The sequence below is a fragment of the Escherichia sp. Marseille-Q3837 genome (assembly GCF_916618735.1).
Taxonomy (GTDB): domain Bacteria; phylum Pseudomonadota; class Gammaproteobacteria; order Enterobacterales; family Enterobacteriaceae; genus Escherichia; species Escherichia ruysiae.
The window spans coordinates 4,314,471-4,336,685 of the sequence record NZ_CAKAKC010000001.1; the positions used below are offsets into that span (position 1 = coordinate 4,314,471).

At 51.9% G+C, this 22,215-nt stretch carries 24 protein-coding genes; 14 read left to right on the forward strand and 10 right to left on the reverse strand.

Annotated elements, in window-relative coordinates:
• Positions 1 to 209: 209 nt before the first annotated feature.
• The 6 genes from cyoA to LG381_RS20725 all read left to right on the forward strand — a co-directional run bounded on the left by cyoA (position 210) and on the right by LG381_RS20725 (position 6,520).
• On the forward strand, positions 210 to 1,157 hold the full coding sequence (cyoA, locus tag LG381_RS20700) for a cytochrome o ubiquinol oxidase subunit II (protein ID WP_001239436.1): 948 nt from the start codon (positions 210 to 212) through the stop codon (positions 1,155 to 1,157).
• A 21-nt stretch (positions 1,158 to 1,178) separates the two neighbouring features.
• Positions 1,179 to 3,170, forward strand: coding sequence for a cytochrome o ubiquinol oxidase subunit I (gene cyoB / locus LG381_RS20705; protein ID WP_000467154.1), 1,992 nt, complete (start codon positions 1,179 to 1,181; stop codon positions 3,168 to 3,170).
• The gene (locus LG381_RS20710) at positions 3,160 to 3,774 is read left to right on the forward strand and encodes a cytochrome o ubiquinol oxidase subunit III (protein WP_000179822.1); all 615 of its coding nucleotides are present in this window, start codon (positions 3,160 to 3,162) and stop codon (positions 3,772 to 3,774) included. Before cyoB ends, LG381_RS20710 begins: the two co-directional genes overlap by 11 nt.
• Complete coding sequence (locus LG381_RS20715) at positions 3,774 to 4,103, forward strand: cytochrome o ubiquinol oxidase subunit IV (RefSeq protein WP_000019801.1); 330 nt, start codon at positions 3,774 to 3,776, stop codon at positions 4,101 to 4,103. Before LG381_RS20710 ends, LG381_RS20715 begins: the two co-directional genes overlap by 1 nt.
• An 11-nt stretch (positions 4,104 to 4,114) precedes the next feature.
• On the forward strand, positions 4,115 to 5,005 hold the full coding sequence (gene cyoE, locus LG381_RS20720) for a heme o synthase (RefSeq protein WP_000971347.1): 891 nt from the start codon (positions 4,115 to 4,117) through the stop codon (positions 5,003 to 5,005).
• A gap of 150 nt (positions 5,006 to 5,155) precedes the next feature.
• Entirely contained in the window at positions 5,156 to 6,520 is a 1,365-nt protein-coding gene (locus LG381_RS20725; RefSeq protein ID WP_225762867.1) for an MFS transporter, read from the forward strand.
• A gap of 138 nt (positions 6,521 to 6,658) precedes the next feature.
• On the opposite strand, the gene yajQ is transcribed toward LG381_RS20725, so the two are convergent.
• The gene (gene yajQ / locus LG381_RS20730; protein ID WP_001138897.1) at positions 6,659 to 7,150 is read right to left on the reverse strand and encodes a nucleotide binding protein YajQ; all 492 of its coding nucleotides are present in this window, start codon (positions 7,148 to 7,150) and stop codon (positions 6,659 to 6,661) included.
• A 167-nt stretch (positions 7,151 to 7,317) separates the two neighbouring features.
• On the opposite strand from yajQ, the gene panE reads away from it, so the two are divergent.
• Complete coding sequence (gene panE, locus LG381_RS20735) at positions 7,318 to 8,229, forward strand: 2-dehydropantoate 2-reductase (RefSeq protein WP_225762868.1); 912 nt, start codon at positions 7,318 to 7,320, stop codon at positions 8,227 to 8,229.
• Positions 8,192 to 8,782: a protein deglycase YajL gene (yajL, locus tag LG381_RS20740; RefSeq protein ID WP_001276309.1), complete on the forward strand. Its 591-nt coding sequence runs from the start codon at positions 8,192 to 8,194 to the stop codon at positions 8,780 to 8,782. The genes panE and yajL overlap by 38 nt, the downstream gene beginning before the upstream one ends.
• Before the next feature lie 53 nt (positions 8,783 to 8,835).
• Here the strand turns inward: yajL and thiI are convergent, their stop codons facing one another.
• Positions 8,836 to 10,284 carry a tRNA uracil 4-sulfurtransferase ThiI gene (gene thiI / locus LG381_RS20745; RefSeq protein WP_065226287.1) on the reverse strand — a complete coding sequence of 483 codons (1,449 nt, stop codon included), beginning with the start codon at positions 10,282 to 10,284 and terminating at the stop codon, positions 8,836 to 8,838.
• A gap of 205 nt (positions 10,285 to 10,489) precedes the next feature.
• Here thiI and xseB point away from each other — a divergent pair, with 205 nt between their 5' ends.
• The 4 genes from xseB (at position 10,490) to yajO (ending at position 14,672) form a co-directional block, all read left to right on the forward strand.
• Positions 10,490 to 10,732 (forward strand): exodeoxyribonuclease VII small subunit, encoded by a 243-nt coding sequence (gene xseB / locus LG381_RS20750; protein ID WP_001124935.1) that lies wholly within the window; start codon positions 10,490 to 10,492, stop codon positions 10,730 to 10,732.
• Entirely contained in the window at positions 10,732 to 11,631 is a 900-nt protein-coding gene (ispA, locus tag LG381_RS20755; RefSeq protein ID WP_225762869.1) for a (2E,6E)-farnesyl diphosphate synthase, read from the forward strand. Before xseB ends, ispA begins: the two co-directional genes overlap by 1 nt.
• Positions 11,632 to 11,655: 24 nt before the next feature.
• On the forward strand, positions 11,656 to 13,518 hold the full coding sequence (gene dxs, locus LG381_RS20760; RefSeq protein ID WP_000006803.1) for a 1-deoxy-D-xylulose-5-phosphate synthase: 1,863 nt from the start codon (positions 11,656 to 11,658) through the stop codon (positions 13,516 to 13,518).
• A gap of 179 nt (positions 13,519 to 13,697) precedes the next feature.
• A complete protein-coding gene (gene yajO / locus LG381_RS20765) occupies positions 13,698 to 14,672 on the forward strand; it encodes a 1-deoxyxylulose-5-phosphate synthase YajO (protein WP_001199775.1) in 975 nt (324 codons plus the stop codon).
• Positions 14,673 to 14,754: 82 nt separating this feature from the next.
• Here the strand turns inward: yajO and pgpA are convergent, their stop codons facing one another.
• The 6 genes from pgpA to nrdR all read right to left on the reverse strand — a co-directional run bounded on the left by pgpA (position 14,755) and on the right by nrdR (position 18,860).
• Positions 14,755 to 15,273, reverse strand: a complete 519-nt coding sequence (gene pgpA, locus LG381_RS20770; protein WP_222679927.1) for a phosphatidylglycerophosphatase A — start codon at positions 15,271 to 15,273, stop codon at positions 14,755 to 14,757.
• Positions 15,251 to 16,228 (reverse strand): thiamine-phosphate kinase, encoded by a 978-nt coding sequence (thiL, locus tag LG381_RS20775; RefSeq protein WP_222679926.1) that lies wholly within the window; start codon positions 16,226 to 16,228, stop codon positions 15,251 to 15,253. The genes pgpA and thiL overlap by 23 nt, the downstream gene beginning before the upstream one ends.
• 77 nt (positions 16,229 to 16,305) lie before the next feature.
• Entirely contained in the window at positions 16,306 to 16,725 is a 420-nt protein-coding gene (gene nusB, locus LG381_RS20780) for a transcription antitermination factor NusB (RefSeq protein WP_000801125.1), read from the reverse strand.
• A 19-nt stretch (positions 16,726 to 16,744) separates the two neighbouring features.
• Entirely contained in the window at positions 16,745 to 17,215 is a 471-nt protein-coding gene (gene ribE / locus LG381_RS20785; RefSeq protein WP_001021161.1) for a 6,7-dimethyl-8-ribityllumazine synthase, read from the reverse strand.
• Between the two features lie 88 nt (positions 17,216 to 17,303).
• Entirely contained in the window at positions 17,304 to 18,407 is a 1,104-nt protein-coding gene (ribD, locus tag LG381_RS20790; RefSeq protein WP_225762870.1) for a bifunctional diaminohydroxyphosphoribosylaminopyrimidine deaminase/5-amino-6-(5-phosphoribosylamino)uracil reductase RibD, read from the reverse strand.
• A 3-nt stretch (positions 18,408 to 18,410) separates the two neighbouring features.
• Positions 18,411 to 18,860: a transcriptional regulator NrdR gene (gene nrdR, locus LG381_RS20795; RefSeq protein ID WP_000543535.1), complete on the reverse strand. Its 450-nt coding sequence runs from the start codon at positions 18,858 to 18,860 to the stop codon at positions 18,411 to 18,413.
• A 150-nt stretch (positions 18,861 to 19,010) separates the two neighbouring features.
• On the opposite strand from nrdR, the gene LG381_RS20800 reads away from it, so the two are divergent.
• Together LG381_RS20800 and tsx are read left to right on the forward strand one after the other, a co-directional pair.
• Positions 19,011 to 19,550, forward strand: coding sequence for a DUF3251 domain-containing protein (locus LG381_RS20800; RefSeq protein ID WP_225762871.1), 540 nt, complete (start codon positions 19,011 to 19,013; stop codon positions 19,548 to 19,550).
• Between the two features lie 297 nt (positions 19,551 to 19,847).
• Positions 19,848 to 20,732, forward strand: a complete 885-nt coding sequence (gene tsx, locus LG381_RS20805) for a nucleoside-specific channel-forming protein Tsx (RefSeq protein ID WP_010344683.1) — start codon at positions 19,848 to 19,850, stop codon at positions 20,730 to 20,732.
• 37 nt (positions 20,733 to 20,769) lie between these two features.
• Here tsx and yajD read toward each other — a convergent pair whose 3' ends face one another.
• Positions 20,770 to 21,117, reverse strand: a complete 348-nt coding sequence (gene yajD, locus LG381_RS20810; RefSeq protein WP_000974807.1) for an HNH nuclease YajD — start codon at positions 21,115 to 21,117, stop codon at positions 20,770 to 20,772.
• A 125-nt stretch (positions 21,118 to 21,242) separates the two neighbouring features.
• Positions 21,243 to 22,214 carry a protein translocase subunit SecF gene (gene secF, locus LG381_RS20815; RefSeq protein ID WP_000046637.1) on the reverse strand — a complete coding sequence of 324 codons (972 nt, stop codon included), beginning with the start codon at positions 22,212 to 22,214 and terminating at the stop codon, positions 21,243 to 21,245.
• Between the last annotated feature and the right edge of the window lies 1 nt (position 22,215).

Consider the following 22,215-nt stretch of genomic DNA (forward strand, 5'->3'; position numbering starts at 1 on the left):
CATCCCCACCCCCTTCTGTAGTCCCCTTTCGTTATAACGCCCTTTTGTAACAGCTTCTTAAAATCAACCTGATATGTTTTGCAACATATGTGACCTGACAGCCAAATCCAAGTAACAGGAATTTAATCATGTTTACAGTAATGTAACCTTCCCGTAAAATGCCCACACACTTTAAACGCCACCAGATCCCGTGGAATTGAGGTCGTTAAATGAGACTCAGGAAATACAATAAAAGTTTGGGATGGTTGTCATTATTTGCAGGCACTGTATTGCTCAGTGGTTGTAATTCTGCGCTGTTAGATCCCAAAGGACAGATTGGTCTGGAGCAACGTTCACTGATACTGACGGCATTTGGCCTGATGTTGATTGTCGTTATTCCCGCAATCTTGATGGCTGTTGGTTTCGCCTGGAAGTACCGTGCGAGCAATAAAGATGCTAAGTACAGCCCGAACTGGTCACACTCCAATAAAGTGGAAGCTGTGGTCTGGACGGTGCCTATCTTAATCATCATCTTCCTTGCGGTACTAACCTGGAAAACCACTCACGCTCTTGAGCCTAGCAAGCCGCTGGCACACGACGAGAAGCCCATTACCATTGAAGTGGTTTCCATGGACTGGAAATGGTTCTTCATCTACCCGGAACAGGGCATTGCAACCGTGAATGAAATCGCTTTCCCGGCGAACACTCCGGTGTACTTCAAAGTGACCTCCAACTCCGTGATGAACTCCTTCTTTATTCCGCGTCTGGGTAGCCAGATTTATGCCATGGCCGGTATGCAGACTCGCCTGCATCTGATCGCCAACGAACCCGGTACTTATGACGGTATCTCCGCCAGCTACAGCGGCCCGGGCTTCTCAGGCATGAAGTTCAAAGCTATCGCAACACCGGATCGTGCCGCATTCGACCAATGGGTCGCAAAAGCCAAACAGTCGCCGAACACCATGTCTGACATGGCTGCGTTCGAAAAACTGGCCGCGCCTAGCGAATACAACCAGGTGGAATATTTCTCCAACGTGAAACCAGATTTGTTTGCCGATGTGATTAACAAGTTTATGGCTCACGGTAAGAGCATGGACATGACCCAGCCAGAAGGTGAGCACAGCGCACACGAAGGTATGGAAGGCATGGACATGAGCCACGCGGAATCCGCCCATTAAAGGGGTTGAGGAAGAATAAAGATGTTCGGAAAATTATCACTTGATGCAGTCCCGTTCCATGAACCTATCGTCATGGTTACGATCGCTGCCATTATTTTGGGAGGTCTGGCGCTCGTTGGCCTGATCACTTACTTCGGTAAGTGGACCTACCTGTGGAAAGAGTGGCTGACCTCCGTCGACCATAAACGCCTTGGTATCATGTATATCATCGTGGCAATTGTGATGTTGCTGCGTGGTTTTGCTGACGCCATTATGATGCGTAGCCAGCAGGCTCTTGCCTCAGCGGGCGAAGCGGGCTTCCTGCCGCCTCACCACTACGATCAGATCTTCACCGCGCACGGCGTGATTATGATCTTCTTCGTGGCGATGCCTTTCGTTATCGGTCTGATGAACCTGGTGGTTCCGCTGCAGATCGGCGCGCGTGACGTTGCGTTCCCGTTCCTCAACAACTTAAGCTTCTGGTTTACCGTTGTTGGTGTGATTCTGGTTAACGTTTCTCTCGGCGTGGGCGAGTTTGCGCAGACCGGCTGGCTGGCCTATCCACCGCTATCGGGAATAGAGTACAGTCCGGGGGTCGGTGTCGATTACTGGATATGGAGTCTCCAGCTATCCGGTATTGGTACGACGCTAACTGGTATCAACTTCTTCGTTACCATTCTGAAGATGCGCGCACCGGGCATGACCATGTTCAAGATGCCAGTATTTACCTGGGCATCATTGTGCGCAAACATTCTGATTATTGCTTCCTTCCCAATTCTGACGGTTACCGTCGCGTTGTTGACCCTGGATCGCTATCTGGGCACCCATTTCTTTACCAACGATATGGGTGGCAACATGATGATGTACATCAACCTGATTTGGGCATGGGGACATCCGGAAGTTTACATCCTGATCCTGCCTGTTTTCGGTGTGTTCTCCGAGATTGCGGCAACCTTCTCGCGTAAACGTCTGTTTGGTTATACCTCGCTGGTATGGGCAACCGTCTGTATCACCGTGCTGTCGTTCATCGTCTGGCTGCACCACTTCTTTACGATGGGTGCGGGCGCGAACGTAAACGCCTTCTTTGGTATCACCACAATGATTATCGCCATCCCGACCGGGGTGAAGATCTTCAACTGGCTGTTCACCATGTATCAGGGTCGCATCGTGTTCCATTCCGCGATGCTGTGGACCATCGGTTTTATCGTCACCTTCTCGGTGGGCGGTATGACTGGCGTGCTGCTGGCAGTACCGGGCGCAGACTTCGTTCTGCATAACAGCCTGTTCCTGATTGCGCACTTCCATAACGTGATCATCGGCGGCGTGGTCTTCGGCTGCTTCGCAGGGATGACCTACTGGTGGCCTAAAGCGTTCGGTTTCAAACTGAACGAAACCTGGGGTAAACGCGCGTTCTGGTTCTGGATCATCGGCTTCTTCGTTGCCTTTATGCCGCTGTATGCGCTGGGCTTTATGGGTATGACCCGTCGTTTAAGTCAACAGATTGACCCGCAGTTCCACACCATGCTGATGATTGCAGCCAGCGGTGCGGTACTAATTGCACTGGGTATTCTCTGCCTCGTGATTCAGATGTACGTTTCTATTCGCGACCGCGACCAAAACCGTGATCTGACTGGCGACCCGTGGGGTGGCCGTACGCTGGAGTGGGCAACCTCTTCCCCGCCTCCGTTCTATAACTTTGCCGTTGTGCCGCACGTTCACGAGCGTGATGCATTCTGGGAAATGAAAGAGAAAGGCGAAGCGTACAAAAAGCCTGACCACTATGAAGAAATTCATATGCCGAAAAACAGCGGCGCCGGTATTGTCATTGCGGCTTTCTCCACCATCTTCGGTTTCGCCATGATCTGGCATATCTGGTGGCTGGCGATTGTTGGCTTCGCAGGCATGATCATCACCTGGATCGTGAAAAGCTTCGACGAGGACGTGGATTACTACGTGCCGGTGGCAGAAATCGAAAAACTGGAAAACCAGCATTTCGATGAGATTACTAAGGCAGGGCTGAAAAATGGCAACTGATACTTTGACGCACGCGACTGCCCACGCGCACGAACACGGGCACCACGATGCAGGCGGAACCAAAATCTTCGGATTCTGGATCTACCTGATGAGCGACTGCATTCTGTTCTCCATCTTGTTTGCTACCTATGCCGTTCTGGTGAACGGTACCGCAGGCGGCCCGACAGGTAAGGACATTTTCGAACTGCCGTTCGTTCTGGTTGAAACCTTCTTGCTGTTGTTCAGCTCCATCACCTACGGCATGGCGGCTATCGCCATGTACAAAAACAACAAAAGCCAGGTTATCTCCTGGCTGGCGTTGACCTGGTTGTTTGGTGCCGGATTTATCGGGATGGAACTCTATGAATTCCATCATCTGATTGTTAACGACATGGGTCCGGATCGCAGCGGCTTCCTGTCAGCGTTCTTTGCGCTGGTCGGGACACACGGTCTGCACGTCACTTCCGGTCTTATCTGGATGGCGGTGCTGATGGTGCAAATCGCCCGTCGCGGCCTGACCAGCACTAACCGTACCCGCATCATGTGTCTGAGCCTGTTCTGGCACTTCCTGGATGTGGTGTGGATCTGTGTGTTCACTGTTGTTTATCTGATGGGGGCGATGTAATGAGTCATTCTAACGTGAGCGGCGGCGCATCCCATGGCAGCGTAAAAACCTATATGACAGGCTTTATCCTGTCGATCATTCTGACGGTGATTCCGTTCTGGATGGTGATGTCAGGTTCTGCCTCTCCGGCCGTAATTCTGGGAACAATCCTGGCAATGGCAGTGGTACAGGTTCTGGTGCATCTGGTGTGCTTCCTGCACATGAATACTAAATCAGATGAAGGCTGGAACATGACGGCGTTTGTCTTCACCGTGCTAATCATCGCGATTCTGGTTGTAGGCTCCATCTGGATCATGTGGAACCTCAACTACAACATGATGATGCACTAAGAGCGGCGGTTATGATGTTTAAGCAATACCTGCAAGTAACGAAACCAGGCATCATCTTTGGCAACCTGATCTCGGTGATTGGGGGATTCCTGCTGGCCTCAAAGGGCAGCATTGATTATCCCCTGTTTATCTACACGTTGGTTGGAGTGTCACTGGTTGTGGCGTCGGGTTGTGTGTTTAACAACTACATCGACAGGGATATCGACAGAAAGATGGAAAGGACGAAGAATCGGGTGCTGGTTAAAGGCCTGATCTCTCCTGCTGTCTCGCTGGTGTACGCCACCGTGCTGGGTATTGCTGGCTTTATGCTGCTGTGGTTTGGCGCGAATCCGCTGGCCTGCTGGCTGGGGGTGATGGGCTTTGTGGTTTATGTCGGCGTCTATAGCCTGTATATGAAACGCCACTCGGTCTACGGCACGTTGATTGGTTCGCTCTCCGGCGCTGCGCCGCCGGTGATCGGTTACTGTGCGGTGACAGGCGACTTCGATAGCGGCGCTGCAATCCTGCTGGCTATCTTCAGCCTGTGGCAAATGCCCCACTCTTATGCCATCGCCATTTTCCGCTTTAAGGATTATCAGGCGGCGAACATTCCGGTTCTGCCGGTGGTGAAAGGCATTTCAGTGGCGAAGAATCACATCACGCTGTATATCATCGCCTTTGCTGTTGCCACGCTGATGCTCTCTCTTGGCGGTTACGCTGGATACAAATATCTGGTGGTCGCTGCGGCAGTCAGCGTCTGGTGGTTAGGTATGGCCCTGCGTGGTTATAAAGTTGCTGATGACCGAATCTGGGCGCGCAAGCTGTTCGGCTTCTCTATCATCGCCATCACTGCCCTCTCGGTGATGATGTCCGTTGATTTTATGGTGCCGGACTCGCATACGCTGCTGGCTGGCGTTTGGTAACTGCGACTTCCCTGTTAAAAAAGGTGCTACGGCACCTTTTTTCTTAGCATTAGAAACATATCCCTCACGAAATATTTACTAAAAAATCCGCATGTTTACCCCATTCGTTTGCCGCTTTACACTAGTCGCGAATTTAAAACAGAGGTGGTAATGAACGATTATAAAATGACGCCAGGCGAGCGGCGCGCGACCTGGGGTTTAGGAACCGTATTTTCATTGCGTATGCTGGGCATGTTTATGGTTCTGCCGGTTCTGACCACGTACGGCATGGCTCTGCAAGGCGCCAGTGAAGCGTTGATCGGGATTGCGATTGGCATTTATGGTCTGACTCAGGCCGTTTTTCAGATTCCATTTGGCCTGCTTTCCGACCGCATAGGCCGCAAACCGCTTATCGTTGGCGGGTTAGCTGTGTTCGTCGCGGGTAGCGTGATTGCCGCGCTTTCCAACTCCATCTGGGGGATCATTCTGGGTCGTGCGTTACAAGGTTCTGGCGCCATAGCCGCAGCCGTTATGGCGCTACTTTCTGATCTGACTCGCGAACAAAACCGTACCAAAGCGATGGCATTTATCGGCGTCAGTTTTGGCATTACCTTCGCCATTGCGATGGTGCTTGGTCCGATCATCACTCACAAACTTGGGCTACATGCGCTGTTCTGGATGATCGCTATTCTGGCAACGACCGGCATTGCGTTGACCATTTGGGTTGTGCCTAACAGCCGCACGCACGTACTTAATCGTGAGTCAGGAATGGTGAAAGGCAGTTTCAGTAAAGTGCTGGCGGAACCACGCCTGCTGAAACTCAACTTCGGCATTATGTGTCTGCACATGTTGCTGATGTCGACGTTTGTTGCCCTGCCAGGGCAACTGGCTGGCGCGGGTTTTCCGGCAGCTGAACACTGGAAGGTCTATCTGGCGACGATGTTAATCGCCTTTGGCTCGGTTGTGCCTTTCATTATCTACGCCGAAGTTAAGCGCAAAATGAAACAGGTCTTTATCTTCTGCGTCGGGCTGATCGTCATTGCGGAAATCGTGTTGTGGAACGCACAAACGCAGTTCTGGCAGTTAGTGGTCGGCGTGCAGCTTTTCTTTGTGGCGTTTAACCTGATGGAAGCCCTCCTGCCTTCACTTATCAGTAAAGAGTCGCCAGCAGGTTACAAAGGCACGGCGATGGGTGTTTACTCCACCAGCCAGTTTCTTGGCGTGGCGATTGGCGGTTCTCTGGGCGGCTGGATTGACGGCATGTTTGACGGTCAGGGGGTTTTTCTGGCAGGTGCAATACTGGCGGCGGTGTGGCTGGCGGTCGCCAGTACGATGAAAGAACCGCCGTATGTCAGCAGCTTGCGCATTGAAATCCCGGCTGAAGTTGCCGCAAATGATTTGTTAAAAGTTCGTTTACTGGAAACGGCTGGCGTCAAAGAAGTGTTGATTGCAGAAGAAGAACATTCGGCTTACGTGAAAATCGACAGCAAAGTGACGAATCGCTTTGAGGTTGAACAGGCAATTCGCCAGGCATAAAAACGAGGCTAAATTGCCTGATGCGCTACGCTTATCAGGCCTACAAAGTTGCTGTAATCTTTTGAAATCACAAACTTTTGCAGGCCAGTTAAGGCGATCATGCCGCATCCGGCATGAACAGAGCGGACGTTATCGAGATTAATCGCGGAAGTTTTTGAACTGGAACGGCTGGCCGAGATCGCCACCGCGTACCATCGCCATAACAGCCTGCAAATCATCACGGGATTTACCGGTCACACGGATCTCATCGCCCTGAATTTGCGCCTGCACTTTCAGTTTGCTGTCTTTGATCATCTTGACGATTTTCTTCTGGGTCGCACTCTCAATGCCCTGCTTCAGCTTCGCTTCCACAAACCAGGTTTTACCGCTATGAACGATATTTTCCGGTACATCCAGCGAACTGCCTTCAATGCCGCGTTTCAGCAGTTTGGCACGCAGAATATCCAGCAACTGATTGACCTGGAAATCGGACTCACTCAGCACTTTGATAGTTTTGTTTGCGTCGTTCAGCTCAAACGACGCTTCAACGTTACGGAAGTCAAAACGAGACTCTACTTCGCGACTCGCGTTATCGACCGCGTTACGCGCTTCCTGAAGATCAACTTCAGAGACAATATCGAAAGATGGCATCTTTTTCTCTCCCTTCATTTTTGATGCGAAGCATAATACCTGCAAAGTTAAATAACAGACAGTCCTGCGCCAGGACGTATCCCTTAATTGTGCATAGTCACAACACCATGCACAATTAAGGGATAGCCTTATTGAACACCCGGTGTGGTTGCGGGTGAGGAGGAACAATGAAAATTACCGTATTAGGATGCGGTGCCTTAGGGCAATTATGGCTTACAGCATTTTGCAAACAAGGTCACGAGGTTCAGGGCTGGCTGCGCGTACCGCAACCTTATTGTAGCGTGAATCTGGTGGAGACAGACGGTTCGATATTTAACGAATCGCTGACCGCCAATGATCCTGATTTTCTGGCCACCAGCGATCTACTCCTGGTGACGCTGAAAGCCTGGCAGGTATCTGATGCCGTCAAAAGCCTGGCGTCGACGCTACCTGTAACCACGCCAATTCTGCTGATCCACAACGGCATGGGCACCATTGAAGAGTTACAGAACATCGGGCAACCGTTACTGATGGGCACGACCACCCATGCAGCGCGCCGCGACGGCAACGTCATCATTCACGTGGCAAACGGTATCACACATATCGGCCCGGCACGGCAACAGGACGGTGATTACAGTTATCTGGCGGATATTTTGCAAACCGTGTTGCCTGACGTTGCCTGGCATAACAATATTCGCGCCGAGCTGTGGCGCAAGCTGGCGGTAAACTGTGTGATTAATCCGCTCACTGCCATCTGGAATTGCCCGAACGGTGAATTACGTCATCATCCGCAAGAAATTATGCAGATATGCGAAGAAGTCGCGGCAGTGATCAAACGCGAAGGGCATCATACTTCAGCGGAAGATTTGCGTGATTACGTGATGCAGGTGATTGATGCCACAGCGGAAAATATCTCGTCGATGTTGCAGGATATCCGCGCGCTGCGCCACACTGAAATCGACTATATCAATGGTTTTCTCTTACGCCGCGCCCGCGCGCATGGGATTGCCGTACCGGAAAACACCCGCCTGTTTGAAATGGTAAAAAGAAAGGAGAGTGAATATGAGCGCATCGGCACTGGTTTGCCTCGCCCCTGGTAGTGAAGAGACTGAAGCCGTCACCACGATCGACCTCTTGGTTCGTGGCGGAATCAAAGTCACCACTGCCAGCGTCGCCAGCGATGGCAACCTGGCCATTACCTGCTCGCGCGGCGTGAAGCTGCTGGCGGATGCGCCGCTGGTCGAAGTGGCTGATGGCGAATATGACGTGATTGTGCTGCCTGGTGGTATTAAAGGCGCAGAGTGTTTTCGCGATAGCACCCTGCTGGTTGAAACCGTTAAACAGTTCCACCGTTCCGGGCGTATCGTCGCGGCTATTTGCGCCGCGCCAGCCACCGTGCTGGTGCCGCACGATATCTTCCCGATTGGTAATATGACCGGCTTCCCGACGCTGAAAGACAAAATTCCCGCCGAACAATGGCAGGACAAGCGCGTCGTCTGGGATGCACGGGTAAAATTGCTGACAAGCCAGGGGCCAGGTACGGCTATTGATTTTGGTCTGAAAATTATCGACCTGTTGGTTGGGCGTGAAAAAGCCCATGAAGTGGCATCACAACTGGTGATGGCGGCAGGGATTTATAATTATTACGAGTAGTGTCGGATGCGGCAAACGTCGCATCTGACCAGATGCGACGTAAAAACCACAAATTACGGGCGATATACCTTCACATTGTTAAAGCCCTGCTCGCGCAGATAGAGCGCCTGCAGACGGCTCATCACCCCGCGCTCACACCACAGCAGCCAGGTTTTGTTCTGGTCGAGATCGCCAAATTTGGTGCTCAGTTTATAGAACGGCAGAGAAACCACATCAATCCCTTCGACTTTCAGTGGCTTATCTTCCTGTTCATCGACAGAACGGATATCGAGAATCACGTCGTTCGGGCCGAAGCCATTGACGGTTTCCACTTCCACCACTTCCTGCTCGGTCTGCTGGGCGATTTCGCGGATATCAACGTTATTCGCTTCCTCAACCACTTTATCGAGAATGCTGAAGTCGAACTTCTCTTCTTCCGCTTCAATCTTCGATTTAACCGCTTTCACCGTCGGGCTTTTGGAGATCACGCCACAATATTCCGGCATCGTGCGAGCAAAGTCTTCGGTGCCAATCTGGCGAGCCAGGTTGATGATGTGCTCTTTGTCGTAAGAAATCAGCGGACGCAGGATCAGCGTGTCGGAGACGTTATCAATCAGGCGCAGGTTGGTCAGCGTCTGGCTGGACACCTGGCCCAGTGCTTCGCCAGTGACCAGCGCCTGTACGCCGTAACGTTCAGCCACTTTAGACGCGGCACGCACCATCATACGTTTGAGGATTACGCCCATCTGACCGTCGTCGATTTTCTCGAGAATTTCCCCGACGACCGGTTCGAAATTAATAGCGACAAAACGCACGCGGTGGGAGCTGCCAAAGCGGTTCCACAGATAATGCGCTACCTGACGCACGCCAATTTCATGCGCCGCGCCGCCAAGGTTAAAGAAGCAGTAATGCACGCGGCAGCCGCGACGCATCAACATATAACTGGAAACGCCGGAGTCGAAACCACCAGAAATGAGCGACAGCACATCTTCCTGGGTGCCAATCGGGAAACCGCCAATACCTTCGTAACGGCCTTTAATCAGCAGAAGACGATCGTCTTCCACTTCCAGATGGACAGTCACTTCCGGATTGGTCAGCTTCACGCGCGCGGATTCAATATGCTGATTTAAACCGCCGCCGACGTAACGTTCCACATCAATCGAGCTAAAATCATGTTTGCCACGGCGCTTCACGCGTACGCAGAAGGTTTTCCCTTCCAGCTGATCGCGATACTGAACCAACGCTTTTTCGAAAATATCGTGCATGTCGGTAAACGGCACGTCTTCAACTTCGAGAATATGGTGGATACCCGGAATACGGGTCAGGGCGTCGCGAATAGCCAGACGCTGGTTTTCATCTTTTGCGCGAACTTCGATGTTATCCCAGTGGCGGACGACAGCGAGCGTCTCATCATAGTGCTTTAAAACGTTACGAATGTTCCCGGTAAGGATTTTTATAAAGCGCAAGCGCACAGATTGGCTTTTGATGGTGATTTCCGGGAACAATTTAATGATAAACTTCATGGCGGCAATGGTTCGTTGGCAAGCCTTAAGCGACTTGTATAGGGAAAAATACAGCAGCCCACACCTGCGGCTGCATCCAGGCGCGGAAGTATACCACTAACATCGCTTTGCTGCGCACATCACCTTACCATTGCGCGTTATTTGCTATTTGCCCTGAGTCCGTTACCATGACGGGGCGAAAAATATTGAGAGTCAGACATTCATTATGCCGAAGAAAAATGAGGCGCCCGCCAGCTTTGAAAAGGCGCTGAGCGAGCTGGAACAGATTGTAACCCGTCTGGAAAGTGGCGACCTGCCGCTGGAAGAGGCGCTGAACGAGTTCGAACGCGGCGTGCAGCTGGCACGTCAGGGGCAGGCCAAATTACAACAAGCCGAACAGCGCGTACAAATTCTGCTGTCTGACAATGAAGACGCCTCTCTAACCCCTTTTACACCGGACAATGAGTAATGGACTTTCCGCAGCAACTCGAAGCCTGCGTTAAGCAGGCCAACCAGGCGCTGAGCCGTTTTATCGCCCCACTGCCCTTTCAGAACACTCCCGTGGTCGAAACCATGCAGTATGGCGCATTATTAGGTGGTAAGCGTCTGCGACCGTTCCTGGTTTATGCTACTGGTCAAATGCTCGGCGTTAGCATGAGCACGTTAGACGCACCCGCTGCCGCCGTAGAGTGTATCCACGCTTACTCATTAATTCATGATGATTTACCGGCGATGGATGATGACGATCTGCGTCGCGGTTTGCCGACCTGCCATGTGAAGTTTGGCGAAGCAAACGCGATTCTCGCTGGTGACGCTTTACAAACGCTGGCGTTCTCGATTCTAAGCGATGCCGATATGCCGGAAGTGTCCGATCGCGACAGAATTTCGATGATTTCTGAGCTGGCGAGCGCCAGCGGTATTGCCGGAATGTGCGGTGGTCAGGCATTAGATTTAGACGCGGAAGGCAAACACGTACCTCTGGACGCGCTTGAGCGTATTCATCGTCATAAAACCGGCGCATTGATTCGCGCCGCCGTTCGCCTTGGTGCATTAAGCGCCGGAGATAAAGGACGTCGTGCTCTGCCAGTACTCGACAAGTATGCAGAGAGCATCGGCCTTGCCTTCCAGGTTCAGGATGACATCCTGGATGTGGTGGGAGATACTGCAACGTTGGGAAAACGCCAGGGTGCCGACCAGCAACTTGGTAAAAGTACCTACCCTGCACTTCTGGGTCTTGAGCAAGCCCGGAAGAAAGCCCGGGATCTGATCGACGATGCCCGTCAGTCGCTGAAGCAACTGGCTGAACAGTCACTCGATACCTCGGCACTGGAAGCGCTAGCGGACTACATCATCCAGCGTAATAAATAAACAATAAGTATTAATAGGCCCCTGATGAGTTTTGATATTGCCAAATACCCGACCCTGGCACTGGTCGACTCCACCCAGGAGTTACGACTGTTGCCGAAAGAGAGTTTACCGAAACTCTGCGACGAACTGCGCCGCTATTTACTCGACAGCGTGAGCCGTTCCAGCGGGCACTTCGCCTCCGGGCTGGGCACGGTCGAACTGACCGTGGCGCTGCACTATGTCTACAACACTCCTTTTGACCAATTGATTTGGGATGTGGGGCATCAGGCTTATCCGCATAAAATTTTGACCGGACGCCGCGACAAAATCGGCACCATCCGTCAGAAAGGCGGCCTGCATCCGTTCCCGTGGCGCGGCGAAAGCGAATATGACGTATTAAGCGTCGGGCATTCATCAACCTCCATCAGTGCCGGAATTGGTATTGCGGTTGCTGCCGAGAAAGAAGGCAAAAATCGCCGCACCGTCTGTGTCATTGGCGATGGCGCGATTACCGCTGGCATGGCGTTTGAAGCAATGAACCATGCGGGTGATATCCGTCCTGACATGCTGGTGGTCCTCAACGACAATGAAATGTCGATTTCCGAAAATGTCGGCGCGCTCAACAACCATCTGGCGCAGCTACTTTCTGGTAAGCTTTACTCTTCACTGCGCGAAGGCGGGAAAAAAGTTTTCTCCGGCGTTCCGCCAATTAAAGAACTGCTCAAACGTACCGAAGAACATATTAAAGGCATGGTAGTGCCTGGCACGTTGTTTGAAGAGCTGGGCTTTAACTACATCGGCCCGGTTGACGGTCACGATGTGCTGGGGCTTATCACCACGCTTAAGAACATGCGCGACCTGAAAGGCCCACAGTTCCTGCATATCATGACTAAAAAAGGTCGTGGTTATGAACCGGCAGAAAAAGACCCTATCACCTTCCACGCCGTGCCTAAATTTGATCCCTCCAGCGGTTGTTTGCCGAAAAGTAGCGGCGGTTTGCCGAGCTATTCAAAAATCTTTGGCGACTGGTTGTGCGAAACCGCAGCGAAAGACAACAAGCTGATGGCGATTACTCCGGCGATGCGTGAAGGTTCTGGCATGGTCGAATTCTCACGTAAATTCCCGGATCGCTATTTTGATGTGGCAATCGCTGAGCAACACGCAGTGACCTTTGCTGCGGGTCTGGCGATTGGGGGGTACAAACCAATCGTGGCGATCTACTCCACCTTCCTGCAACGCGCCTATGATCAGGTACTGCATGACGTGGCGATTCAAAAGCTACCGGTTCTGTTCGCCATCGACCGCGCGGGCATTGTTGGTGCTGACGGTCAAACCCATCAGGGCGCGTTTGATCTCTCTTACCTGCGCTGCATTCCGGAAATGGTCATTATGACCCCGAGCGATGAAAACGAATGTCGCCAAATGCTCCATACCGGCTATCACTATAACGAGGGGCCGTCAGCGGTGCGCTACCCGCGCGGCAATGCCGTCGGCGTGGAGCTGACGCCGCTGGAAAAACTGCCGATTGGCAAAGGCATCGTGAAGCGTCGTGGTGAAAAGCTAGCGATCCTCAACTTTGGTACGCTAATGCCAGAAGCGGCGAAAGTCGCCGAATCGCTGAACGCTACGCTGGTCGATATGCGTTTTGTGAAGCCGCTTGATGAAGCGTTAATTCTGGAAATGGCCGCCAGCCATGAGGCGCTGGTCACCGTTGAAGAAAACGCCATTATGGGCGGCGCGGGCAGTGGCGTGAACGAAGTGCTGATGGCTCATCGTAAACCGGTGCCGGTACTGAACATTGGCCTGCCGGACTTCTTTATTCCGCAAGGAACTCAGGAAGAAATGCGCGCCGAGCTCGGCCTCGATGCCGCCGGAATGGAAGCCAAAATCAAGGCCTGGCTGGCATAATCCCTACTCTACTCCTGCTATGCTTAACAAATTATTCATAGACTCTAAATAATTCGAGTTGCAGGAAGGCGGCAAACGAGTGAAGCCCCAGGAGCTTACATAAGTAAGTGACTGGGGTGAACGAATGCAGCCGCAGCACATGCAACTTGAAGTATGACGAGTATGGCAGGAGTGGCAGCATGCAATACAACCCCTTAGGAAAAACCGACCTTCGCATTTCCCGACTTTGCCTTGGCTGTATGACCTTTGGCGAGCCAGATCGCGGTAATCACGCATGGACACTGCCGGAAGAGAGCAGCCGTCCAATCATCAAACGTGCGCTGGAAGGCGGCATAAATTTCTTTGATACCGCCAACAGCTATTCTGACGGCAGCAGCGAAGAGATAGTCGGTCGCGCATTGCGGGATTTCGCCCGCCGTGAAGACGTGGTCGTTGCCACCAAAGTATTCCATCGCGTTGGTGATTTACCGGAAGGTTTATCTCGTGCGCAAATTCTGCGCTCTATTGACGACAGCCTGCGCCGTCTCGGCATGGATTATGTTGATATCCTGCAAATTCATCGCTGGGATTACAACACGCCGATCGAAGAGACGCTGGAAGCCCTGAACGACGTGGTAAAAGCCGGGAAAGCGCGTTATATCGGCGCGTCATCCATGCACGCCTCGCAGTTTGCTCAGGCTCTGGAGCTGCAAAAACAGCACGGCTGGGCGCAGTTTGTCAGTATGCAGGATCACTACAATCTGATTTATCGCGAAGAAGAACGCGAGATGCTGCCGCTATGTTATCAGGAGGGCGTCGCGGTGATCCCGTGGAGCCCGCTGGCGCGGGGACGTCTGACTCGTCCGTGGGGAGAAACCACCGCACGATTAGTTTCCGATGAAGTAGGAAAAAATCTCTACAACGAAAGCGACGAAAATGACGCGCAGATTGCAGAACGATTAACGGGCGTGAGTGAAGAATTGGGGGCTACGCGAGCACAAGTGGCGCTGGCGTGGCTATTGAGCAAACCGGGCATTGCCGCGCCGATTATCGGAACTTCGCGGGAAGAACAGCTTGATGAGTTGCTGAACGCGGTGGATATCACGCTAAAACCAGAGCAGATTGCCGAACTGGAAACGCCGTATAAACCCCATCCGATAGTAGGATTTAAATAGATATCCAGGCCTGATAAGGCGTTCACGTCGTATCAGGCATCGGCGCGCAACCGCCGGATGCGGCGTGAACGCCTTATTCGGCTTACAACAGAATACCCATCGGCCAGTGATGGCCGATAAAATAGAGTATTCCAGCAGAAATCACCCCAGCGACAATATCATCGATCATGATCCCCATGCCGCCATGCACATTGCGATCAAACCAGCGGATCGGCCACGGTTTCCACATATCCAGAATACGGAAAATCACAAACCCGGCGGCAACCCACTGCCAGTCATTGGTCGGCAGCGCCATCAGGGTGATCCACATGCCAATAAATTCGTCCCAGACGATACTGCCGTGATCGTGCACGCCCATATCTTTCGCCGTCTGATGGCAAAGATAGACACCGATACAGATCCCCAGCATCACCACCAGCGAATAGAGCTGCCAGGGCAAAAAGGTCATCAGATACCAGAACGGAATCGCCGCCAGCGAGCCCATCGTACCAGGGACAATCGGACTTAACCCACTCCCGAACCCCGTAGCCAATAAGTGCCACGGGTTACTCATTTTCAGGCGACTTTTCGCGACATCTTTATGGCGTGGCAAAATGGTCATATCCTTTCCAGTCTAACGTGACAGGTTCGCCGTCACGAACAAAACAAAGCCCTTCGATATCGGCGGTCATTTGCCCGATACAGGTAAACGGTACGCCCAGGTGTCCGAGAGCCACATCCAGCGCGCCACGGTTCAGTTCCGGCACAGTGAAACACAACTCGTAATCTTCACCGCCAGAGAGCGCCCAGCGCAACGCCTGTTCAGGTTCAACATGACGTGAAAGTGCATCAGAGAATGGCAACAACGCCAGATCAATACGTGCGCCGCAGTCGCTGGCTTTCACGATATGGCCGAGGTCGGAGATCAGACCGTCAGAGAGATCGATGGCTGAACTCGCCAGATCGCGCAGTGCCTGCCCCTGTAAAATACGCGGCGATGGACGGAGATGACGTTTGATCAAGTAGTCAGCATCTTTAGCATCGGCAACCTGCAAACGGTTTTGCAAAATCGCCAGTCCGGCGGCGCTATCGCCCGGTGTACCGGTCACATAGATCCAGTCACCCGGTTTCGCCCCAGAGCGAGTTAAGGCGCGTCCCATCGGAACAAAGCCGTGGATACCCAACGTCATTGATAATGGCCCACGCGTGGTATCGCCGCCAATGAGTTGCATATCGTAATAATTGAGAAGATCAAACAAACTGTCGCTGAAGGACTCAAGCCACGCTTCGTCTACGTCCGGTAAGGTTAATGCCAGCGTCAGCCAGGCCGGATCGGCCCCCATCGCTGCCAGATCGCTTAGGTTCACCGCCAGTGCTTTATAAGCCAGATCAGCAGGATCGATATCAGGGAGGAAATGGTTGCCCGCCACCAGCGTATCAGTGCTGATCGCCAGGGTCTGTTTCTCGGGGATATTGAGAAGTGCACAATCGTCACCGATGCCAAGTTCGACATCAAGACGAGAGCTTCTTACACGGTCAAAATAACGGGCAATCAGGGAGAACTCGCCACATGCCATACGTTATGCCTCAGCAGGTAAAAAAGAAAAGGCCGGAGAGTACGGAAATGCTTTCCGTTACTCTGCCGGCCTGGATATCACTTTTTGTTAGGGCGAATCACAGGTGCTGCTTTATCGAGTACGCCGTTGACGAACTTATGGCTGTCTTCTGCGCCGAACGATTTCGCCAGTTCGATCGCTTCGTTAATGGCCACTTTATACGGCACATCGCTACGTTTAGACAGCTCGTACAGCGCAATGCGTAGTACTGCTTTTTCTACCTGGCCCAGCTCTTCCAGCAGGCGCGAAAGATATGGCTTCATCAGTCCGTCGAGGTATGCGGTGTTAGTCGCCACCCCGGCCAGTAGCTCACGGAAGTACAGGACGTCAACGTCTTTTACATCCTGTTCAGCCAGGAACTGGTATTCAACATCAGCGATGTCGTTCTGGGACAACTGCCAGGAGTAGAGCGCCTGGACGGCACACTCACGAGCGCGGCGACGAGCAGCAGGTTTCACGGATTTCCCCTTACTAATTTCAGGCCTTGATGGCTTTCAATACATTAATCATTTCAAGCGCGGTCAGTGCAGCTTCTGCACCTTTGTTACCAGCTTTGGTGCCAGCACGTTCGATCGCTTGTTCAATGCTTTCAGTGGTCAGAACCCCAAAAGCAACCGGAATTTCGCTGTCCTGGGCAACATGCGCCAGGCCGTTGCTTGCACCACCAGCGACGTATTCAAAGTGGGCAGTGCCACCACGAATAACCGTACCCAGCGCGATCACCGCATCGTATTTACCGGTTTTAGCCAGTGCACCAGCCGCCAGCGGCAGCTCATAGGCACCTGGCACCCAAACAACGGTAATGTTTTCATCTTTTACCTGACCAATACGTTTCAGTGCGTCAATCGCACCTTCCAGCAGGCTGTCATTGATAAAGTTGTTGAAACGCGCAATGGTGATGGCGACGCGAGCGTCCGGGGTAGCAACGTTAGCTTCAATAATGTTCATTTTTTTCCTTCGGGTTCGAGTATGGCCCCGCAGGGGGGCGGATTTTAGCATAATATTTCGTGCGCTGCTTCCCTTTCGAGCCGGGAGATCATGCACCCACTAAATGCAGGCAAACATCCGGGCCTACATGACGTATCTCTTTGAATTTAAATTGGGGGGCGTCAGCTAATTTCTCAAGCCCTGGCAGCGTACATAATCCACGGGCGTCGCTACCTAAAAGTTTAGGTGCGATATAGACAATCAGCTCATCGACTAAACCCGCCTGCAGCAGTGCGCCAGCGAGCGTTGACCCCGCCTCTACCCACACACTATTAATTTGTTGCTTGCCCAGTTGCATCATCAGCACAACCAAATCCAGATGACCTTTATGTTCCGGGATCAGCAAAGTGCGCACTGTTTCCGGCCACTCGCGGGTGTCATCCTGCGTTCGGGCAAACCAGGTCTCGCCTGGCTGCTGCACGATGCGGTGTTCCGGCGTCACGCGATTCTGACTGTCAATGACGATGCGTACCGGCTGGCGGAGATTTTGTTGCGGATAGAGCGCCTGAGTTTGTTCATCCAGTTCAGACCAACGCACCGTTAAGGCCGGATCGTCCGCCAGCACCGTGGCGCTACTGGTTAAAATGGCATGACTTTGCGCACGCAGACGTTGTACATCGCGCCGCGCCTGAGGCGAAGTGATCCACTGGCTCTCACCGCTCGCCATCGCCGTGCGACCATCAAGCGATGCGCCAAGTTTTAACTGGATATAAGGAAAGCCAGTGCGCATCCGCTTGAGAAAGCCTTTATTCAATTGCTCGGCTTCACTCATCATCAGCCCGTGGCTGACGTCAATGCCAGCCTGTTGCAGACGGTAAAGTCCACGTCCAGCGACCTGCGGGTTCGGATCCTGCATCGCAGCGACCACGCGCGCTACGCCAGCGGCGATGAGTGCGTCACAGCACGGCGGCGTTCGACCATGATGACTGCAAGGTTCGAGTGTGACATAGGCGGTCGCACCTTTGGCTTTTTCACCCGCCATACGTAACGCGTGTACTTCGGCATGTGGTTCACCCGCACGGTAATGGTAACCTTCGCCGACAATTTCACCATCTTTCACAATGACACACCCAACATTTGGGTTTGGGTGAGTAGTGAAACGTCCTCGTTGCGCCAGCTTTAGCGCCCGCGCCATGTAATACTCGTCCTGCACGGTTTAATCCTCCAGGCGCGCGATCTCTTCGCCAAATTCTTTGATATCTTCGAAACTGCGATAGACAGAGGCAAAACGGATATAGGCGACTTTATCGAGTTTTTTCAATTGTTCCATCACCAGATTGCCAATCATCTTGCTCGGCACTTCACGCTCACCGGTGGCACGTAGCTGTGACTTTATATGGTTGATCGCCATTTCGACGTCATCGGAACTTACCGGACGTTTTTCCAGCGCCCGCAGCATTCCGCTGCGCAATTTCTCTTCATTAAACGGTTCGCGCACGTCGTTGCTTTTTACAACGCGCGGCATAACCAGTTCCGCCACCTCAAAAGTGGTGAAACGTTCATTACACACCAGACACTGCCGACGGCGGCGTACAGATGAACCCTCGCCCACGAGACGAGAGTCAATAACCTTAGTGTCCACGGCGAAACAGAATGGGCAATGCATACGGCGTCCTGACCAGGTGGTTAACAGAAACCTATTTTACCCTGAACTGACGATACAACAAAGGCGCAACGCTTTTGAGATAAAGGAGCGATGTTTTCGCTGCTTTTACGCTCTACTATTAAGCTAATTGCGACAAGAAAGGGACGACCTATGAACACTAAACCTTTTCGACTATTCCTGCTGGGAAGCCTGTTCAGCTTAAGCGCCTGCGTACAGCAAAGCGAAGTACGCCAGATGAAACAAAGCGTCAGCACGCTGAATAAAGAGATGACGCAGCTCAATAAAGAGACCGTCAAAATCACTCAGCAAAACAGGCTGAATGAAAAATCCAGCAGTGGGGTTTACCTTCTGCCGGGCTCGAAAACAGCCGCACGTCTGGAAAGCCAGATCGGCACCTTACGAATGTCGCTTATGGATATTGCGCCAAATGCAGAGGGCACTACGCTGACCTTACGGATTCAGGGCGAATCCAATGACCCTTTACCCGCATTCAGCGGAACCGTTGAATATGGACAAATTCAGGGAACAATAGATAACTTTCAGGAAATCAATGTGCAAAATCAATTGATTAATGCACCAGCAAGTCTCCTCGCGCCCAGCGATGTTGACATCCCACTACAGTTAAATGGCATCACGCCTGAACAATTAGGCTTTGTACGCATTCACGACATTCAGCCTGTTATGCAATAAACGTTTGGCGGGGTGTTTTGTGCGTCCCGCAACATCTTCCCCTATTATTTTGTTACTCCGCTTACATCACCCGGATTGATAGTAAAAGTTTGCAACAAGGGTGAAAGTCAGTACAATCCCCGCCCGAATATGTGTAAACGTGAACGCAATCGATTACGTAAATGATAGAACTGTGAAACGAAACATATTTTTGTGAGCAATGATTTTTATAATAGGCTCCTCTGTATACGTAATATTTAGAAACGCAATTTGCGCCTTTTTCACTCCCGCAAGGGATTTTCAAACAGTGGCATACATATGAAAAAAACATTACTGGCAGCCGGCGCGGTACTGGCGCTCTCTTCGTCTTTTACTGTCAACGCAGCTGAAAACGACAAACCGCAGTATCTCTCCGACTGGTGGCACCAGAGCGTTAACGTCGTAGGAAGTTATCACACCCGTTTCGGACCGCAGATCCGCAACGATACCTACCTGGAGTACGAAGCATTCGCTAAAAAAGACTGGTTCGACTTTTATGGTTATGCGGATGCGCCGGTATTCTTCGGCGGTAACTCCGATGCAAAAGGTATCTGGAACCACGGTTCTCCGCTGTTTATGGAAATCGAACCGCGTTTCTCCATCGACAAGCTGACCAATACTGACCTTAGCTTCGGTCCGTTCAAAGAGTGGTACTTCGCGAACAACTATATTTACGACATGGGTCGTAATAAAGATGGTCGCCAGAGCACCTGGTACATGGGTCTGGGTACGGACATCGACACTGGCCTGCCGATGAGCCTGTCCTTGAACGTGTATGCGAAATACCAGTGGCAGAACTACGGTGCAGCGAACGAAAACGAGTGGGACGGTTACCGTTTCAAAGTTAAATACTTTGTGCCGATTACCGATCTGTGGGGCGGTCAGTTAAGCTACATCGGTTTCACCAACTTTGACTGGGGTTCCGATCTGGGTGATGACAGCGGTAACGCAATCAACGGTATTAAGACGCGTACCAATAACTCTATCGCTTCCAGCCATATTCTGGCTCTGAACTATGATCACTGGCACTACTCTGTCGTTGCTCGTTACTGGCACGACGGTGGTCAGTGGAACGACGATGCAGAGCTGAACTTCGGTAACGGCAACTTCAACGTTCGCTCTACCGGTTGGGGTGGTTACCTGGTGGTAGGTTACAACTTCTAATAGTTGAAATGCCGGATGCAACATCCGGCATTTTTTATCACTTCTTCTTATTCATCATCGCTTTTAAATCAGCGAAAGGGTTGTATTTCGCTTCACCGACATCTTTCTGCGCATCTTCCCCTGCGATAACCGTCGTACCATACTGATCCGCTTCGGTATATTTCGAATGCTCATGATCGTGGCAATACAGACACAACAATTCCCAGTTACTACCATCTTCCGGGTTATTGGTATGGTCATGATCAATGTGGTGAACGGTAAGCTCACGCAGGTTGGAATAAACAAACTCACGGGAGCAACGTCCGCACACCCACGGATAGAGTTTCAGCGCCTTTTCGCGATAACCGTTTTCTAACCGCGCATAGTTTTTTGGGATGATAGCCATGAAAAGTTACCTGGATAAAATGTAGGGTTACGCGCAGTTTCCCAAGATGGGGAGATTTTCGCAATCACCTCATATAAAAAATCCCGATCTTCTGACCGGGATTTTCAACATCAACTGAAACTTGATTAAGGCAGAATTGACGGCTGATCCGCCCCTTCTTTTTCCACTTTCTGCTGCAGCATGTGCTCACGCTTCATGCCCAGTTTCAGAGCCAGCGCCGATGCAACATAGATGGAAGATGCCGTACCGATGGAAACACCGATAAGCATAGTCAGCGAGAAGCCTTCCAGCACCGGACCACCGAAGAGATACAGCATCAGGATAACCATCAAGGTAGTACCGGATGTGATCAAGGTACGGTGCAGCGTCTGGGTCAAGGACACGTTAAAGATTTCGTAAGGTGTACCGCGACGGATCTTGCGGAAGTTTTCACGAATACGGTCCGATACCACGATACTGTCGTTAAGCGAGTAACCGATGACCGACATCAGCGATGCCACAATGGTCAGGTCAATCTCGATATGGAATAACGACAAAATACCCAGCGTAATGATAACGTCGTGCGCCAGCGCGATAACGACCCCTGCCGCCAGTCGCCACTCGAAGCGGAAACCTACGTACACAAGGATAGACAGCAGCGCCGCCATCAACGCCATTGCGCCGGTTTGCGCAAGGTCTGCACCCACGCTCGGACCGACGAACTCAATACGCTTCACTGCTGCATTCTGATTGGTGGATTCGTTAATCACCTTCAGAACCTGGCTGCCCAGCACCTGACCGCCGGTTTCGCCTTCAGCAGGCGGCATACGGACCATGATGTCGTGGCTGCTACCAAAGTTTTGCAGCATCGGCTCTTCAAAACCGGCTTTTTGCAATGCATCACGCATTACGTCAATTTCAGCCGGCTTTTCGAGCGTAATTTCAATAACTGTACCACCGGTGAAATCCAGCCCCCAGTTAAAGCCGCGCACGCCCATAATGACGATAGCGGCGATTAACAGCAGACCAGAAATGCCGAAAGCCCAGTAGTCCCAGCGCATAAAGTCATAGACTTTACGGCCGTGGTTTAGTTGTTCAACAGTATATTCCTGTGCCACA

Coding starts and splice junctions, on each gene's coding strand:
- tsx (WP_010344683.1), top strand. CDS start 19,848: ATGAAAAAAACATTACTGGCAGCCGGCGCGGTACTGGCGCTCTCTTCG.
- yajD (WP_000974807.1), bottom strand. CDS start 21,117: ATGGCTATCATCCCAAAAAACTATGCGCGGTTAGAAAACGGTTATCGC.
- LG381_RS20800 (WP_225762871.1), top strand. CDS start 19,011: ATGAACACTAAACCTTTTCGACTATTCCTGCTGGGAAGCCTGTTCAGC.
- ribE (WP_001021161.1), bottom strand. CDS start 17,215: ATGAACATTATTGAAGCTAACGTTGCTACCCCGGACGCTCGCGTCGCC.
- thiL (WP_222679926.1), bottom strand. CDS start 16,228: ATGGCATGTGGCGAGTTCTCCCTGATTGCCCGTTATTTTGACCGTGTA.
- dxs (WP_000006803.1), top strand. CDS start 11,656: ATGAGTTTTGATATTGCCAAATACCCGACCCTGGCACTGGTCGACTCC.
- xseB (WP_001124935.1), top strand. CDS start 10,490: ATGCCGAAGAAAAATGAGGCGCCCGCCAGCTTTGAAAAGGCGCTGAGC.
- LG381_RS20710 (WP_000179822.1), top strand. CDS start 3,160: ATGGCAACTGATACTTTGACGCACGCGACTGCCCACGCGCACGAACAC.
- yajO (WP_001199775.1), top strand. CDS start 13,698: ATGCAATACAACCCCTTAGGAAAAACCGACCTTCGCATTTCCCGACTT.
- yajL (WP_001276309.1), top strand. CDS start 8,192: ATGAGCGCATCGGCACTGGTTTGCCTCGCCCCTGGTAGTGAAGAGACT.
- nrdR (WP_000543535.1), bottom strand. CDS start 18,860: ATGCATTGCCCATTCTGTTTCGCCGTGGACACTAAGGTTATTGACTCT.
- cyoB (WP_000467154.1), top strand. CDS start 1,179: ATGTTCGGAAAATTATCACTTGATGCAGTCCCGTTCCATGAACCTATC.
- yajQ (WP_001138897.1), bottom strand. CDS start 7,150: ATGCCATCTTTCGATATTGTCTCTGAAGTTGATCTTCAGGAAGCGCGT.
- cyoE (WP_000971347.1), top strand. CDS start 4,115: ATGATGTTTAAGCAATACCTGCAAGTAACGAAACCAGGCATCATCTTT.
- pgpA (WP_222679927.1), bottom strand. CDS start 15,273: ATGACCATTTTGCCACGCCATAAAGATGTCGCGAAAAGTCGCCTGAAA.
- panE (WP_225762868.1), top strand. CDS start 7,318: ATGAAAATTACCGTATTAGGATGCGGTGCCTTAGGGCAATTATGGCTT.
- thiI (WP_065226287.1), bottom strand. CDS start 10,284: ATGAAGTTTATCATTAAATTGTTCCCGGAAATCACCATCAAAAGCCAA.
- cyoA (WP_001239436.1), top strand. CDS start 210: ATGAGACTCAGGAAATACAATAAAAGTTTGGGATGGTTGTCATTATTT.
- LG381_RS20725 (WP_225762867.1), top strand. CDS start 5,156: ATGAACGATTATAAAATGACGCCAGGCGAGCGGCGCGCGACCTGGGGT.
- LG381_RS20715 (WP_000019801.1), top strand. CDS start 3,774: ATGAGTCATTCTAACGTGAGCGGCGGCGCATCCCATGGCAGCGTAAAA.
- ispA (WP_225762869.1), top strand. CDS start 10,732: ATGGACTTTCCGCAGCAACTCGAAGCCTGCGTTAAGCAGGCCAACCAG.